The 15203-nt window shown below is 62.8% G+C and carries 10 protein-coding genes; 4 read left to right on the top strand and 6 right to left on the bottom strand.

The window, feature by feature from the left end; genetic code table 11:
- Nucleotides 1-7: 7 nt before the first annotated feature.
- The 6 genes from ACWF6P_RS07995 to ACWF6P_RS07970 form a co-directional block, all read right to left on the bottom strand.
- Nucleotides 8-1081 carry a histidinol-phosphate transaminase gene (locus ACWF6P_RS07995; RefSeq protein ID WP_452620660.1) on the bottom strand — a complete coding sequence of 358 codons (1074 nt, stop codon included), beginning with the start codon at nucleotides 1079-1081 and terminating at the stop codon, nucleotides 8-10.
- Nucleotides 1078-2646, bottom strand: coding sequence for a histidine ammonia-lyase (hutH, locus tag ACWF6P_RS07990; RefSeq protein ID WP_452620659.1), 1569 nt, complete (start codon nucleotides 2644-2646; stop codon nucleotides 1078-1080). Before hutH ends, ACWF6P_RS07995 begins: the two co-directional genes overlap by 4 nt.
- 110 nt (nucleotides 2647-2756) lie before the next feature.
- On the bottom strand, nucleotides 2757-3548 hold the full coding sequence (locus tag ACWF6P_RS07985; protein WP_452620658.1) for an IclR family transcriptional regulator: 792 nt from the start codon (nucleotides 3546-3548) through the stop codon (nucleotides 2757-2759).
- Between the two features lie 91 nt (nucleotides 3549-3639).
- The gene (locus ACWF6P_RS07980) at nucleotides 3640-4302 is read right to left on the bottom strand and encodes an IclR family transcriptional regulator (protein ID WP_378504408.1); all 663 of its coding nucleotides are present in this window, start codon (nucleotides 4300-4302) and stop codon (nucleotides 3640-3642) included.
- A gap of 37 nt (nucleotides 4303-4339) precedes the next feature.
- Nucleotides 4340-5482, bottom strand: coding sequence for a CaiB/BaiF CoA transferase family protein (locus tag ACWF6P_RS07975; RefSeq protein ID WP_452620657.1), 1143 nt, complete (start codon nucleotides 5480-5482; stop codon nucleotides 4340-4342).
- A gap of 11 nt (nucleotides 5483-5493) precedes the next feature.
- Nucleotides 5494-6663: an acyl-CoA dehydrogenase family protein gene (locus ACWF6P_RS07970; protein WP_452620656.1), complete on the bottom strand. Its 1170-nt coding sequence runs from the start codon at nucleotides 6661-6663 to the stop codon at nucleotides 5494-5496.
- A gap of 234 nt (nucleotides 6664-6897) precedes the next feature.
- Here ACWF6P_RS07970 and ACWF6P_RS07965 point away from each other — a divergent pair, with 234 nt between their 5' ends.
- The 4 genes from ACWF6P_RS07965 to ACWF6P_RS07950 all read left to right on the top strand — a co-directional run bounded on the left by ACWF6P_RS07965 (nucleotide 6898) and on the right by ACWF6P_RS07950 (nucleotide 15199).
- Nucleotides 6898-11544: an NAD-glutamate dehydrogenase gene (locus ACWF6P_RS07965; protein ID WP_452620655.1), complete on the top strand. Its 4647-nt coding sequence runs from the start codon at nucleotides 6898-6900 to the stop codon at nucleotides 11542-11544.
- A 109-nt stretch (nucleotides 11545-11653) separates the two neighbouring features.
- Nucleotides 11654-12409 carry a histidine utilization repressor gene (gene hutC / locus ACWF6P_RS07960; protein WP_378446969.1) on the top strand — a complete coding sequence of 252 codons (756 nt, stop codon included), beginning with the start codon at nucleotides 11654-11656 and terminating at the stop codon, nucleotides 12407-12409.
- 217 nt (nucleotides 12410-12626) lie between these two features.
- The gene (locus tag ACWF6P_RS07955; protein ID WP_452620654.1) at nucleotides 12627-14021 is read left to right on the top strand and encodes a serine hydrolase domain-containing protein; all 1395 of its coding nucleotides are present in this window, start codon (nucleotides 12627-12629) and stop codon (nucleotides 14019-14021) included.
- A gap of 98 nt (nucleotides 14022-14119) precedes the next feature.
- The gene (locus ACWF6P_RS07950; RefSeq protein WP_452620653.1) at nucleotides 14120-15199 is read left to right on the top strand and encodes a dipeptidase; all 1080 of its coding nucleotides are present in this window, start codon (nucleotides 14120-14122) and stop codon (nucleotides 15197-15199) included.
- Nucleotides 15200-15203 lie beyond the last annotated feature (4 nt).

The raw sequence follows: 15203 nt of genomic DNA, 5'->3' as shown, positions 1-15203 counted from the left end.
CAGTCGGTCAAAGGTTGTGTGCGAGTGTGTCCACAGCGGCGATCACGGCGTCTTCTGCTGCCCGCTCGCCGACGGTGACCCGCACTCCCTCGCCGGGGAACATCCGGACCGAGACACCTTGCGCGACGCAGGCCGCTTCGAGTGCAGACGCTCTCTCGCCGAGAGGGATCCACACGAAGTTGGCGCCGCTCGGGACGGTCTCGACGCCGCGCAGAGTCAATTGCTCACGTAGGTGAGCGCGACCCGCAGTCACCGTTTCGACTATCGAATCGGTGTGCGCCGGATCGGTCAAGGCCGCGCAGGCCGCGGCCTCGGCAACTGCGCTGAGTCCGAAGGGCGGTGCAGCGCTGCGAAGATCGGCTGCGATCGCCGATTTGGTGACGGCATAGCCGGCACGAAGTCCGGCCAATCCGTAAGCCTTGGAGAAGGTTCGGAAGACGACGATGTTGGGAAAGGTTCGAAGCAGATCGACGCCGTCGACGTCGCTGGTCGCGAACTCCCGGTAGGCCTCGTCCAGGAGGATGAGGACGTCACCCGGGATCGCGCGGGCGAACGCGACGAACTCGGCGGTCGAGAACTCGCTACCGGTCGGATTGTTAGGGTTGCAGACGAGTACCGCGCGGGTCTGCGGGGTCACGGCTGCCGCCATTGCACTCAGATCGTGCCGATGTTCGGAATCGAGTGCGACGGGGACACCGCTCGCCCCGGCGATTCCGATCAGTATCGGGTACGCCTCGTAGCTGCGCCACGGGTAGACGACCTCGGTGCCCGGACCCGTGTACGCAGTCAATACCTGCTGGAGCAGTGCCAACGACCCGGCGCCGACCAATACCTGGTCGTCGCCGACGCCCAGGCGATCGCTCAACCGGGCGATCAGCGTGTCGCCGAACAACGACGGGTACAAGTGTGATTGTGACGCAGCGAGATTGACGGCGTCGAGAATTGCGGCCGAGGGTGCAACCGTCGACTCGTTGCTCGACGCCCGCCACCGAACCTGCTCGAGGCCGGCTGCTTTGGAGTATCGCGGAAGTGCTTCGATCTCGGGTCGAGGGCGAGGCCTCAGCGCTCCGGACGCGGTCATGCCAGGGCACCGATCGCGTTCTCCGCGGCGGCAACGAGTGCGCCGGATGCGGCCAAGTCCACTGCCGCCTCGATCTCGGGCGACAGGAAGCGATCGGTACCCGGTCCCTGCACCTTCTCGCGCAGGGTTCGGAGTACTGCTCCGGTGGCGGGGGAGGGCTCGAGTGGGGAGCGCAAATCGATTCCTCGTGCTGCAGTGAGTATCTCGATCGCAAGTACTCGGGTGAGACCGTCGATGGACCGGCGGAGCTTGCGCGCACCCGACCATCCCATGGAGACGTGATCTTCCTGCATGGCCGAGGAGGGAATCGAATCGACACTGGCGGGGCTCGCGAGTCGCTTGAGTTCGGACACGATGGCAGCTTGTGTGTACTGCGCGATCATCAGTCCGCTGTCCACTCCGGGATCGTCGGCGAGGAAGGGGGTCAGGCCGTGATTGCGTGCTACGTCGAGGAATCGGTCGGTGCGGCGTTCGCTGATACCGGCGACGTCCGCGGTCACGATGGCGAGGAAGTCCAAGACGTAAGCCACGGGAGCTCCGTGGAAGTTGCCGTTCGAACGAACCCTTCCGTCGAGGGTGACGACGGGATTGTCGACAGCACTGGCCAATTCGCGTCCGGCGACGAGGCGGGCGTGATCGACGGTGTCGCGTGCGCCGCCGGCTACCTGCGGGGCACAGCGAAGTGAATACGCATCCTGAACTCGGGTGCAGTCAGGGCCCGCGTGGCTGGCGACGATCGGGGAGTCGGCAAGCAGGCGCACCATGTTCGAGGCCGCCGCGCCCTGCCCGGGGTGGGGACGAAGAGCCTGAAGATCGGCGGCGAATACCTGATCGGTGCCGAGCAGACCTTCGACGCTCATCGCGGCCGCGATGTCGGCCAACTTGAGCAGATGATCGAGATCGGTGATCGCGAGGGCCAGTTGGCCGAGCATCCCGTCGGTGCCGTTGATCAGTGCGAGGCCTTCCTTCTCGGCCAGAACCACCGGTTCGAGGCCATGGGCAGCCAATGCCGTTGCCGCATCGGTGAGTTCACCGTCCGCGGTGCGGACGGAACCTTCTCCGATGATCGCCATCGCCACGTGCGCCAGTGGCGCGAGATCTCCCGAGCATCCGAGGCTGCCGTATTCGTGGACCACCGGGGTGATGCCTGCAGTGAGTAGGTCGGCGTAGGCCTGCGCGACCACGGGGCGCACTCCGGTGCGTCCCGTGGCGAGCGTCGACAGACGCAGGAGCATCAAAGCCCGAATCACTTCGCGTTCGACTTCCGGGCCCGAACCTGCCGCGTGTGAGCGGATCAGGCTGCGCTGCAACTGCGTCCGCAGATGCGCTGGGATGTGGCGGGTGGCAAGTGCGCCGAATCCCGTGGAAACTCCGTAGACCGGCGTGGGGTCTGCAGCCAGGGCCTCGATGCGTGCGCGACTTTCGGCGATCGCGGCCAGTGAGTCCGCGGTCAATGCGGCGCCGTGACCGTTGCGCGCGACGTCGACGACGTCGGCGATGGTGACAGCGCCGATTCCGACCTCGATGGTTCGGGTGGCTGTCCGGGTGGCAGGGGTGGCGTTCATGGGACTCCAATGATGATGCGATGGCTGTCTAATAAAGTCTTGTATACGAGACTCTAGTCTGGAATATGAGACGAAAACAAGACCCGAGAAGGCCGGAACGGAGAAATTTGTTACATGTCGGCGGGCGGAGTCTCCACCATTCGATCGCCGAGGTCGGCGGAGAACTCGGCGCTGACCGTGCGTACTCGGTCGGCGATCAGTGCACTCTCCTCGGCGGATTTGGAGCCGGAGAGGAAGGTGACGCCGAGAGCTGCGACCGGACGGCCGTCCCGCGTGATCACAGGACTGGCGATGCAATTGATCCCGGATGTCGTCGCATTTTCTTCGACCGCATACCCGCTCTCGCGTGCTGCGGCGAGCAGTTCTCGCAGTTCGGGAAGCGTCGACGGTCCCGTTCCGGTCCGCGTCGGCCAGGTGTATCCCTCGTAGAGAGCGCTGATCTGTTCTGCATCCAGACGGCTCAGAATCGCCCGCCCGACTGCGGTGAGGTGAGCCGGAAGGCGTGTCCCGATTTCGGTCACCAACCGCACGCCCGGCTTGAGCGGTTCACGTTTGTCGAGGTAGATGACATCGGAACCTTGAAGTACCGCCAGATGGGACGTCTCATCCGTCGACTGAGTAAGGGCCAGCATGAATCGTTGGCCCTCGCGGTGCAGTGGGCCGGACCGCATGTACGACGCACCGACTTCGAACGCCGAGACACCCAGGGTCCAGGCGCGTTGATCAGCCCAGTACGAGACGAACCGTCGATCTCGCATGACGTTGAGAAGATGATGCGTCGTGCTCTTCGGTAGCTCGAGGGCGCTGGAGATTTCCGCGGTCGCCAGCGGCACACCCCGGCGAGCCAGGAGATCGAGCACGTCGAGAACACGCTCAGCGGATTTCACGCGGCTCGTGCTCATGTGGGTATGTCCTTACAGGTAGGTCGGAAGGCGGAGCGGGGGAATCACATTGTCTCGGATACGAGACTGGATCGCCAAGTGTTCGGGGCGGTCAGGGAGTCTGGCTGCCGAGTTCCGCGGACAACCGGGCGCAGTGCTCCACCAAGACACGACCGTGGCTGGCGCAGACCTCGTCCGTCAGACGGAATGTCGGGCCGACGACGCTGAGCGCTCCGGCTATCTGACCGACCGCGTTGTAGATCGGCGCGGCAACCCCGGTCGAGTGATCCTCGATTGTGTCGTGCGCAATGGCGTACCCGCTCTCGCCTACCTTGCCGCTCAACGCTGCGCCGACGGCGGTGCCGTCCAAGGGAACGCTCTGGCCCACCCACCCCATGTGGCGGATCGCGTGCGTGCCCTCGATCTGATCGAGATACAGCGCAGTGTCTTTCGGTCCCCTCGTCGACAGGTAGGTCGACTCTCTCGTGGTTTCGGCGATGGCCTTCATCGCGGGCCGGGCTCTCGGCAACAGTTGATTGTCACCGAGAGCGCGAGCCCCGATCTGTAGTAGCCGCGGGCCTACGCGATAGACGTTGTCCTCGCCGCGGACGACGAACTCGGTTTGTTCGAGGCTTCTGATCAGGCGAAGCGCGGTACTGGTTGCCAGATCGGTCGCCTTGGCGGCGTCGCCGAGCGTCAACCCACCGTGCTCGACGATCGCACCGAGAAGTTCGAACGTGCGATTCGCGCTGCGGGTCACGTCGCCGGGGGCCATGTCCTACTCCAAGTGCCGAGGGATGTCTGCGCTGAATCTATCGCGAGCCCGGCAGTACCTCACCGTGGTGCTCGTCCAGCAGGGGGCTGCGGCGAACCCGCGGGCGTCGGCTCTCACCGAACACGACGGGTTGTCGTACGTAGGAGATCTTTCCTGCTACCGGGTGCTCGAACGATTCGACGACCCCCCGATACTCGGCCTGCGCGGAGGTGAGTGCCTGCTGGACGTCCCAGATCTCCGAGCCGGCGAGGCCCGCGTCGCCGAGAATGCCGACCACGCCGGCGACGGTCTTTCCGGCAGCCCAGTTTTCGATCTCCTTACGCAACGCCGGCTCGTTCTCGGTCCGGGCGGTGTCGTCGGCAAAACGAGGATCTGCGATCAGGTCAACGCGATTCATCGTCTGCGCCAATTTCTCGAAGCCCGATTGGCTCGCAACCGCGAGGACAAAGAGTCCGTCGTCGGCCTTGTAGGTGTCGAAGGGTGTGGAGACCGGATGTCGGTTGCCGACGCGTGGGGGAGTGAGCCCGGTGGACTGCAGCTGGCTGTGCGCTGTCGGCAGCATGGCGAGCATGCTGTCGAACATCGCGACGTCCAGGTGCTGCCCGAGTCCTGTCGCCCGTGCACTCAGCAGGGCGGTGCTGATTCCCCAGGCAGCGAACAGCCCGGCGACCAGGTCTCCGAACGACTCACCCAACCGGGTCGGCCCGGATTCTTCCGAACCGGTGATGCTCATGATTCCCGAAAGAGCTTGGACTACAAGATCGTAGGCGGCGGCTCCGGACATCGGTCCGTCCTGTCCGAAACCGGAGATGGACGCGTACACGATCCGGGGATTGCGAGCCCGCGCAGCCTCGTAGTCGATTCCCAGGCGCTTGGTGACACCCGGGCGAAAGTTCTCGACGACGACGTCCGCGGTCTCGATGAGCGTCAGCAGCGCCTCACGGTCCTCGTCGTTCTTGAGGTTGAGCGCCACCGAACGCTTGCCGCGATTGAGCACGTTGAAGTAGATGCTCTCGCCGTCGCGGAACGGGCCGAGGTGCCGAGAGTCTTCACCGTGTTCGGATTCGATCTTGACGACGTCTGCGCCGGCATCGGAAAGCAATGCGGTGCAGTAAGGCCCGGCGAGGACACGTGAGAGGTCGATGACCCGGATGCCGTCGAGTGGGGGAAGTGCAGTCATGTCCGCGCCTTTCAGAATTCGGTGGAACGCGGCGACGGAGCATTGCCGGCAATGGTGAGCAATTGGATCTGCGAGGTGCCCTCGAAGATGCGGAGAATGCGGCAATCGCGGTACAGGCGTTCGATTTCCGATTCGCGCATGAAACCTGCGCCACCGTGGATCTGCACGGTTTGATCGACGATCGAGAAGCAGGCTTCGGTGGCGACGTACTTCGAAATCGATGCGGCGCGGCGGATGTCCTGGCCGGCGTCCTTGACGTCGGCGGCCCAGTCGGCGGTGACGCGTGATGCGACAAGTTGCGCGTCGCAGCCACCGAGAAGTAGCTGGATTGCCTGGAAGTCGAAGATCGGCGTGCCGAACTGCCTTCGCTCCGTTGCGTACTCGCGTCCCAATTCCCAAGCGCGCAAAGCGATGCCGTTTGCCATTGCCGCCACGTCGATGCGCGCGCGGTTCAGGGCGGTCAAGGCGATGTTGCCGCCGCGACCTTCGGTACCGATCACGGAGTCGAGCGGCAGAACGACGTCGTCGAGGTAGACGGTGTACGTCGGAGCCGAACGAATTCCCATCTTGTCCTGCGGCTCCGAGTAGCTGATTCCCGGAGTTCCCTTGGGGACGACGAAGGCGGTGATGCCTCGGAATCCTGCGCTCGGGTCCGTCTTGGCGAAGAGCACGACCAGGTCGGCTTCCTTGGCGTTGGAGATGTACGTCTTGGATCCGGAGAGATGCCAGCCGTCGTCCTCGCGTCGGGCGACGGTACGCATCGAGGCGATGTCGGAGCCGGCATCGGGTTCGGTGAGTGCGAAGCCTGCCAGCAGTTCGCCCGAGGCGAGCCGGGGCAACCAGCGCAGCTTCTGTTCTTCGGACCCGCCGACGAGGATCGGCTCGAGGCCCAGGTAGTGGGCGGTGTAGATCGATGCCAGCGCGGCATCGGTGCGTGCAACTTCTTCGATGGCGACCAGTTGGGTTCGTGTCGACAGACCCAGTCCGCCGAATTCCTCCGGCACGGAAATGCCCATGAGGTCCTGCTGCCCGAGGCGCTTGACCAACCGTGCCGGGAACTCTTTGGACTCGTCGCGTGCGGCTGCTCCCGGGTGGATCTCGGCGTTGGCGAAGGCTCGGACGGTACTGCGGAACTCTGCGAGATCAACGCTGTCGATGTCGTGCGCGGTCTGGGTAGTCACGGGGGCTCCTTCGAGGCGAGGTAGTTACGAATTTCATCTAATGAAATCTAATTGCCACTAGTCGGCATGATTTGACTATGGCTGAGGGTGGCGAATTTGTCCAGGGGTGAAGCTGTTGTGTCGCGGCTCACGTTCTGCAATGATCAACTTGTCTAAGCCTGTATAGACAAGTTGATCGCGGATGGAACCCACTACCAGTCGGAAGCAGCGTGGCTTTCGGCGGAAGGTGCTGACATGAGCCTCGTTTCAGTCGACACGACACCGGACTCCGAGCATGTGAGGAGGGTGTCCAGTACGTATTTCGAGGGCTTGTCGGCTGATCGATACGCGGCGCTTGCCGAAGACCGCAAGCTTGCGATTGTCGCCGCGCACATGGACCTTTCGCACCGAAGAGGACTCAATTCGTCGATCTCGCGACTCGCGCCGGCCGGGGAGTTAGGGGATGGCCCGGCGATTCAATACGTCGGCGACGACATGCCGCAGCTCGTCGAAGCGGTACTGGCGACACTTGCCCGCGCCCGCGTGGAACCGGAATTCGTGGTGCACCCCGTGCTTCGCACAGTCGTGCAACAGGCGCCCAGCACTGAAGACGCCCTGGTTGGGGAGCGCACCGAATCATGGATCCACATAGGACTACCCGCGCATTGTTCGGACGAGCAGGCGCAGTTGATCGCTGACGACGTCGCCGGAATCCTCGACCGTATTGCGCGTGCCTTCCGCGATTCCGTGCCCCTGTGGGATCTCGTCGACGAGGCGCGCGAGCAACTGGACTCGAACGGCTACGCCGAAGAAGCTGACTTTCTCCGGTGGTGCAGCGCCGGAAACTTCAGTGTCGTCGGCGGTGTGCGGACTGTCGACAGTGACGAGCCGTACGCCCTCGGCGTGCTCCCCGATCCGACCGGCTCTTCGGATGCGAAAGCGGCGCCCCTCTCGATCGCAGTGGTGTACCTCCGGCAAGGGTTCGGTGGATCCGAATACGCCACCGAGATCGACATGTCCATCGGTGACCGTGCGTACCGATTCATCGGGTTCTTCACCGCGACCGGTCTGGTCGCCGACGTCAGGCGAACCCCGCTCGTGCGAGGACGCGTCGCAGACATCTTCGATGCCTCCGGATCCACCGTCGATTCGTTTGTCGGACAATCGATGCTGGCAGTTATCCAGTCGATTCCGGTCACAGTGCTCCTGGCAGCCGAGCCGGCCCGAATCGCGGACGCGCTGGACGAACTCACTTCCGTGGACGGCCGAACGTCGATCCATCTGTTCTTGCAACCGGTGGGAAGTTCCCCGGCGACGGGGCGAGATCAAGAGTTGTCGGCTTTGCTCTTCGTTCCGCGCGAGAAATTCAGTACGACGATCAGGACAACGGCCGAGTCGGTATTCGCCGACGCACTCGGTGCCCGCAATATCGAGTTCTCCAGTCGAGTCTCGGAATCCCCCTTGGCCGTCGTACATTTCACGGCCACGGTCGGCGGCGGCGCGAACTTCGCGTCGGCGCGACAAGCACGGGAGATTCGGGACCTCGTCGTCGACGCGTGCCTGACCTGGGACGAGCGGTTCGTTCTGGATGCTTCGAATCACGAAGAGCGGCGCAGGCGTGCTCAGTTCGCCGAGCGAGTTCCGGTGGCGTACAAGCAGGATTTCGACGCCGCCCGAGCCGCCGAGGACATGGTGTTGTTCGAGGGCCTCGCGCCCGGAGAGGTGAGTCCACGACTGGCCCGATCTGTCGACGGACCCGGTACTCACCGACTCGGACTGTACGTATCGGGTGACCCGCTCTCGTTGGGCGAGGTACTGCCGGTATTGCAGAGCCTGGGTGTCGACGTGGTCGACGAACGGCCGTACGAGATCGCACCGGTGGGATCGGAACAGTCCTGGATCTACGAGTTCACGCTCGACTATCCGAGCGCTCCGGTCGAGCGCTTCGACAACTTTGCCGCGCGGTTCGGGGCGGCGTTTGCCGCAGTTCGAAACGGCTCCGCCGAGCCGGACTCGTTCAACGAACTTGTCGCGATCGCGGGACTCGGTTGGAAACAGGTAGTGGTGCTGCGGGCATATGCGGAGTTCTTGCAGCAAGCGGGATTTCCGTACAGCACCAGTCGCGTCGCCGAGGTGCTTGCCGATCATCCCGAGATCGCCGGCAGATTGTGCGAATTGTTCGAGAGCCGTTTCGATCCCGACGTCGTCGACGGCGATAGAGGTACACGTGCAGCAGCGGAGGTGGAAACGGCCGTGGCACAAGTGCAAGGACTCGACGCCGATCGGATCCTGCGCGCATTGTCCGAACTGGTCCGTAACACGTTGCGTACCAACTATTTCGTTTATCCCACTGAATCGATCGGTGCGCTCTCGTTGAAGTTCGATTCGGAGAAAGTGTCCGTATTGCCGTTCCCTCGACCGAAGTTCGAGATATTCGTGTACTCACCCGATGTCGCAGGTGTGCACCTTCGCTTCGGTACGGTGGCTCGCGGCGGCTTGCGCTGGTCGGACCGGAAAGAGGACTTTCGCACCGAGGTACTGGGATTGGTGAAGGCGCAGGCAGTCAAGAACGCAGTCATCGTGCCTGTCGGCGCGAAGGGTGGATTTGTCGTCAAACGCCCACCGGTTCCAGGACTGGGTGCAGACGCAGACCGGGAAGCTGCGTTGGCGGCCGGGATCGATTGCTACCGAACCTTCATCAGCGGACTACTTGATCTGACCGACAACGTCGACAAGCAGAGCGGCGCAGTTGTTGCGGCGCGAAGGGTCGTTCGCCACGACGGTGACGACACGTATCTTGTAGTCGCCGCGGACAAGGGAACTGCAAAGTTCTCCGACATCGCGAACGAGGTGGCCGCGGAGTACGAATTCTGGCTCGGCGACGCCTTTGCATCCGGTGGGTCGGTCGGGTACGACCACAAAGCCATGGGTATCACCGCGAAGGGCGCCTGGGAAAGTGTCAAGCGGCACTTCCGTGAGCTCGGCGTCGACACCCAGAACGACGACTTCACTGCGGTGGGGATCGGAGACATGAGCGGCGATGTCTTCGGCAACGGCATGTTGTGCAGCAAGCACATTCGCCTGATCGCGGCGTTCGATCATCGGCACGTGTTTGTCGACCCGAACCCGTCGCCGGAGCGCTCGTACGTCGAGCGATCACGTCTGTTCGCTCTCCCACGATCCTCGTGGGCCGACTACGACCCGGCGTTGATCAGTGCAGGCGGCGGAGTGTGGGAACGCTCGGCGAAGCGCGTCCCGATCAGTGACGAGATGCGTCAGGCACTCGGTCTCGAAGACGACGTCACCGAACTGACTCCACCGCAGCTGGTTCGGGCGATTCTGTGCTCACCGGCAGATCTGTTGTGGAACGGCGGCATCGGGACGTACGTCAAGGCGTCCGGTGAGTCCGACCTCGAAGTCGGAGACAAGAGCAACGACACGGTTCGGGTGAACGGCAACGAAGTCCGTGCTCGGGTGATCGGTGAGGGAGGCAACCTCGGCCTCACCCAGGCGGGACGAATCGAGTACGCACGCGGCGGCGGGCGGATCAACACAGACGCCCTCGACAATTCCGCGGGAGTCGATTGCTCCGATCACGAGGTGAACATCAAGATTCTTCTCGACTCCCTCATCAGTTCAGGCGCCGTCGCAGACTCGCATCGTGTCGAACTACTGGAATCGTTGACCGACGAGGTCGCCGAACTCGTTCTTGCAGACAACCGTTCACAGAACGAACTGATGGGCACCACGCGTGCGGACGCGGCGGCGATGATCGGTGTGCACGGCAGGGTGATTTCCAGCCTCGAATCCAGAGGGATCGTCGACCGAGCAATCGAGGGGTTTCCGACCAAGAAGCAGTTCGCCGCGGCCGAGAAGACGGGAACGGGGCTGACGTCGCCGGAACTCGCCACACTGATGGCGCACGTCAAGCTCGATCTGAAATCCACGCTGTTGGCGGGAAGTTCGATAGACAATCAGATCTACCGCCAGACGCTGGCGAACTATTTTCCGGAGGGTGTTCGAGATGCCGGGGGTGACGCCCTCGACCGGCACCCGCTGCGGCGCGAGATCGTTGCGACCGTGCTGACGAACAACGTGGTCGATCGTGGCGGCATCACCTATGCGTATCGGCTCGGTGAAGAAGTCGGCGCTGATCCGGAAGACGCAGTACGTGCATTCACCGTGGTCTCCGAGGTATTCGGACTCTGGGAGTTGTGGAACGACATCAGCGAAGCCTCGATCTCGACTGCCGTGTCCGACGAGTTGATCCTGCTCACCAGACGACTGCTCGACCGGGCGTCACGGTGGATGCTGACGCGTCGGCCTCAACCGCTGGCCGTCGGGGCCGAGATCAGCCGATTCGGTGATCGCATCGCGGAGGCGTCGGCAGAACTCGGTGGCTGGCTGGTGGGCGCCGATCAGCGGAACCTGGCTGCGCGAACGGTCCTCATCACGGACAAGGGCGCACCCGAGAACCTGGTCAGGCGAGTGGAGATCCTGCTCGATCAGTTCGGACTGCTCGACGTCGTGGAGATCGCGGACCTCGCCGATCGCGCGATCTCGGAGACCGGCGAACTCTACTTCCGGCTCGGTGAGCACGTCGGGCTCGTGCCGATGCTTAACCGAGTGTCTGCATTGAGCAAGGACGGAAAATGGAATGCGTTGGCGAGGTTGTCGTTGCGTGACGAGCTGTACTCGACGGTGCGAGCCTTGACCCTCGACGTCTTGGCCGACGCGGAAACAGGTGACTCGACAGCGGAAAAACTTGCGAGGTGGGAAGAAAGGAATGCGTCGAGAATAGAGAGGTCGACTCTCGCGCTCGCAGAGATCGAGGCATCCGGGCAACACGATCTTGCTGCGCTTTCGGTTGCGACGAGCCAATTGCGGCGCATGGTGGGCTAGGTCGGGCGCCGGCACTCGCGGTTGGATCGGAAAGGTGCACCAGGCGGATAGACTTCGGAGGCCGAACGGGAGAACCGACTCGGTGGTTTTCGACGAACGGGTGGTGGCGATGGCGATTGCTGAAGTGGACGCAGAACTCGCCGTGCTGTTCAACGAGGCAGGCGGCGAGTCCGCCCCTGCCTACGAACGGGTCAAGAACCTCGTGATCTCGCAGATCAATTCGGGTCGGTGGACCGAAGGTGATCAGTTGCCTTCGGAGAATCAACTGGTCAGTGCGCTGGGGTTGTCACGTATGACGATCAATCGAGCGCTTCGCGAACTCACCAGCGACGGTCTGATCGTGCGGATGATGGGGGTCGGTACCTTTGTCGCCGCCACGAAGACCGCGTCCCCGCTGTTCGAAGTCAAGAACATCGCCGACGAGATTCAGCGGCGCGGCCACCGTCATCGAACCGAGGTCGTGTTCGTTCGTGAGGAAGAAACCGACCACGGGCAGACGTTCCTTCGTGAATCGGTGGGCAAACGGGTGTTCCATTCGCTGATGGTGCACTTCGAGGACGAAACTCCGATTCAGGTGGAAGACCGGTTCGTGAATCCGAACGAGGCGCCCGACTATCTGCGCCAGGACTTCACTGCGATCACCCCCAACAACTACCTGAGTGACGTTGCGCCTCTGGTTCGCGGCGAGCACGTCGTGGAAGCGGTGTTGGGGAGCCCGGACGAATGCGAACTGCTCCGCATAGATCGAGGGGAACCGTGCCTGCTGATTCGCCGCCGCACCTGGTCGGCCAACGGGTTGGTCAGTGCGGCGCGCTTGATCCATCCGGGTTCACGCAATCGCTTGGAAGGAACCTTCGAGCGCTGATCGCTTCGAATGGCGAGACCTGAACACAGGCTCGTCCGATCGCACCATTTTCGGGTGCAACTTCGGTGCAATCGACCAGGACGTGACTGCGAGCACACTGAGATCATGGGTGGACGGTTATCGCTTCCGCAACCTCACGTCCCGACGAGTGAGACCCGAGCGGATCGCAGCAACACCGTCCAAGCCACTCGCTTCCATGATCGAAGGAGTTCGACCTGTGACCGACTTGCCCAAGGACCTACTTGTCGCCCCGAAGTGGCAGGAACGCCTCGACGAACTGGCAGCCAAGCATTCGGTACCGGGTGCGCAGGTCGGTGTGATCGCGCTGGGCGAAGACGGCACTGCGGACATTCGTGTCATCACCACCGGAGTGACGAGCCTGAACACGCGCGTCGACGTCGACGCAGACACGCTGTTCCAGTACGGATCCGCGAGCAAGATCTGGACGACGACGCTGACCATGCAACTCGTCGACGAGGGCAAGCTGACGTTGGACACCCTGGTGGTGGAGGTGCTTCCGGAGTTCACGATCGCAGACCCTTCCAACACGAAGGAAATCACGATCCGCCAGTTGCTCACGCACACAAGCGGTATCGACGGAGACCTGTTCAACGACACCGGTGACGGTGACGACTGCGTCGAGAAGTACGTCGACGAACTCGCTACGGCGATCAGCGTCACCAAGCCCGGTGGGCATCTGAGTTACAGCAACGCGGGTTTTGCCGTTGCCGGCCGCATCGTCGAGGTCCTTCGTGAGATGACGTGGGACGAGGCGTTGGTCGAATACCTCTGGAAGCCACTCGGATTGACGCACATCATCACCAAGGCCAAGGACGCCCCGCTGTTCCGCACCGCCGTCGGCCACGTGGCCAACCCGGATCGGACGGCGCCGGACAAGGTGGTTCCGACCAAACAGTGGCTGCTCCCGCGCGGTATCGGACCGGCCGGCATCATCACCGGATCTGTCAGCTCTCTGCTGACGTTCGGAGCTGCACACATGCGTGACGGACTCGCTCTGACGGGTGAGCGCATTCTGTCCGAAGAATCCGCGCGTCTGATGCGCACCCCGCAGTTCGACCTGACCGCGGTCTCGAGCGTCGATCAGGCTTGGGGTCTCGGCTGGATCCTGTCCGACTGGGGCGGTGTGACGTCCGCGCAGCACGGTGGTGCGACGATCGGCCAGATCACTCGTTTTCACACCTTCCCCGAACTCGGCCTGGCCATGGCCGTTGTCACCAATTCGCGTGGCGGCGGTGCACTCGCCCACGACATCGAGAAAGAGATCGCTCAGGAGCTTGATCTCGTTCTGCCGGAACCGAAGTCCGAGGCAGATGCGGCTGAGATCGACCTGTCGCACATTCTCGGAACCTATGAATCGACCACCGTTCGAATCGAACTCACGCGCGGCGACGACGGCGGATTCCAGGTTCAGAACTTCGCCAAGGTCGAGATCGACGGCGAGCCCCCGGCCCCGCCCACCAAGGTCGTGCCGCTGTCTGCTTCCCGGTTCTCGATCAGTAACGAGAGCGCCTCGGGGGAGATGGCTCATCTCACGATCGATGGCGAAGAATACTTGTACATGACAAGGCTTTTCAAGAAGATTTCCGACTAGCCGCGGCGAGATGATTCTCTCCGCTGAATGAAATCTCGGGCAGGTCGAGGGCGATGAGGGCCCTCGACCTGCCCGCACTACTTTCTCGAGGAAAACTCATGATGAAACCTCTCGCTCCCTTTCCCGACGTGAATCACCCAGCGGCACTGGACGCTTACGGCCTTGCGCCGGTCATCGACGGTCACAACGATCTGGCATGGACGGCTCGCGAGACTGCCGCCTACTCGGTGAAGAATCTCGAGAAGGATTCCATCTTCCAAACCGACATCGACAAACTCGGTCGCGGTGGCGTCGGTGCGCAGTTCTGGTCGGTTTACACCCCGTGTGACATGACCGAGCCAGAGGCGGTTCAGTACACCCTCGAACAGATCGACTTCGTGTATCGGATGATCGAGCGGTACCCGGATACTTTCGAATTCGCGCGCACAGGCGACGACGTGCGTCGAATCTGGAGTGAGGGCAAAGTCGCGTCCTTGTTGGGCGCGGAGGGCGGTCACAGTATCGGCAGCTCGCTCGGTGTCTTGAGAATGATGGCGCGCCTTGGTCTTCGGTACATGACCCTGACGCACAACGACAACACCGGGTGGGCGGACTCCGCGACGGATACGCGAGTGCACGGCGGTCTCACCGACTTCGGTCGCGAGATCGTGCGCGAAATGAATCGGCTCGGCGTACTCGTCGACCTGTCGCACGTCTCGGTGGAAACGATGAGAGATGCCATCGAGACGTCGTCGGCACCGGTGGTCTTCAGTCATTCGTCGTGCTCTCAGCTATGCGGTCACCCCCGCAACGTTCCCGACGACGTCATGCGGTTGCTCGCGGACAACGGTGGTGTGATCATGATCGCCTTTGTGCCCATGTTCCTTTCTACCGAATACAACGAGTGGTTCAAGGGCGGACGGGTCGGCCCACGGCCGGCGATGACGGTGGACCATCTGGCCGATCACGTCGAGCATGCCCGAGACGTCGCGGGCATCGACCACATCGGTTTGGGTAGTGACTACGATGGGTTCGACGACTTTCCGGACGGTATGCAGGACGTATCCGGTTTCGCGGTGTTGATAGACCGTCTGGCGGAACGCGGTTGGTCCGCGGAGGACTTGGCAAAGCTGATGGGCAACAACGTGTTGCGTGTGCTCGACGAGACCAGTGCGGCCTCGATATCGAGCCTTTACTAGCCGT

It is taken from the genome of Rhodococcus sp. NPDC055024 (genome assembly GCF_053608585.1).
This window is presented reverse-complemented; position numbering and strand designations above follow the sequence as displayed.

Bases quoted from the DNA above. Each gene is read 5' to 3' on its own strand.
- ACWF6P_RS07965 (WP_452620655.1), top strand. From the start codon at position 6,898: ATGAGCCTCGTTTCAGTCGACACGACACCGGACTCCGAGCATGTGAGG.
- ACWF6P_RS07950 (WP_452620653.1), top strand. From the start codon at position 14,120: ATGATGAAACCTCTCGCTCCCTTTCCCGACGTGAATCACCCAGCGGCA.
- ACWF6P_RS07980 (WP_378504408.1), bottom strand. From the start codon at position 4,302: ATGGCCCCCGGCGACGTGACCCGCAGCGCGAATCGCACGTTCGAACTT.
- ACWF6P_RS07985 (WP_452620658.1), bottom strand. From the start codon at position 3,548: ATGAGCACGAGCCGCGTGAAATCCGCTGAGCGTGTTCTCGACGTGCTC.
- hutC (WP_378446969.1), top strand. From the start codon at position 11,654: ATGGCGATTGCTGAAGTGGACGCAGAACTCGCCGTGCTGTTCAACGAG.
- ACWF6P_RS07975 (WP_452620657.1), bottom strand. From the start codon at position 5,482: ATGACTGCACTTCCCCCACTCGACGGCATCCGGGTCATCGACCTCTCA.
- ACWF6P_RS07995 (WP_452620660.1), bottom strand. From the start codon at position 1,081: ATGACCGCGTCCGGAGCGCTGAGGCCTCGCCCTCGACCCGAGATCGAA.
- hutH (WP_452620659.1), bottom strand. From the start codon at position 2,646: ATGAACGCCACCCCTGCCACCCGGACAGCCACCCGAACCATCGAGGTC.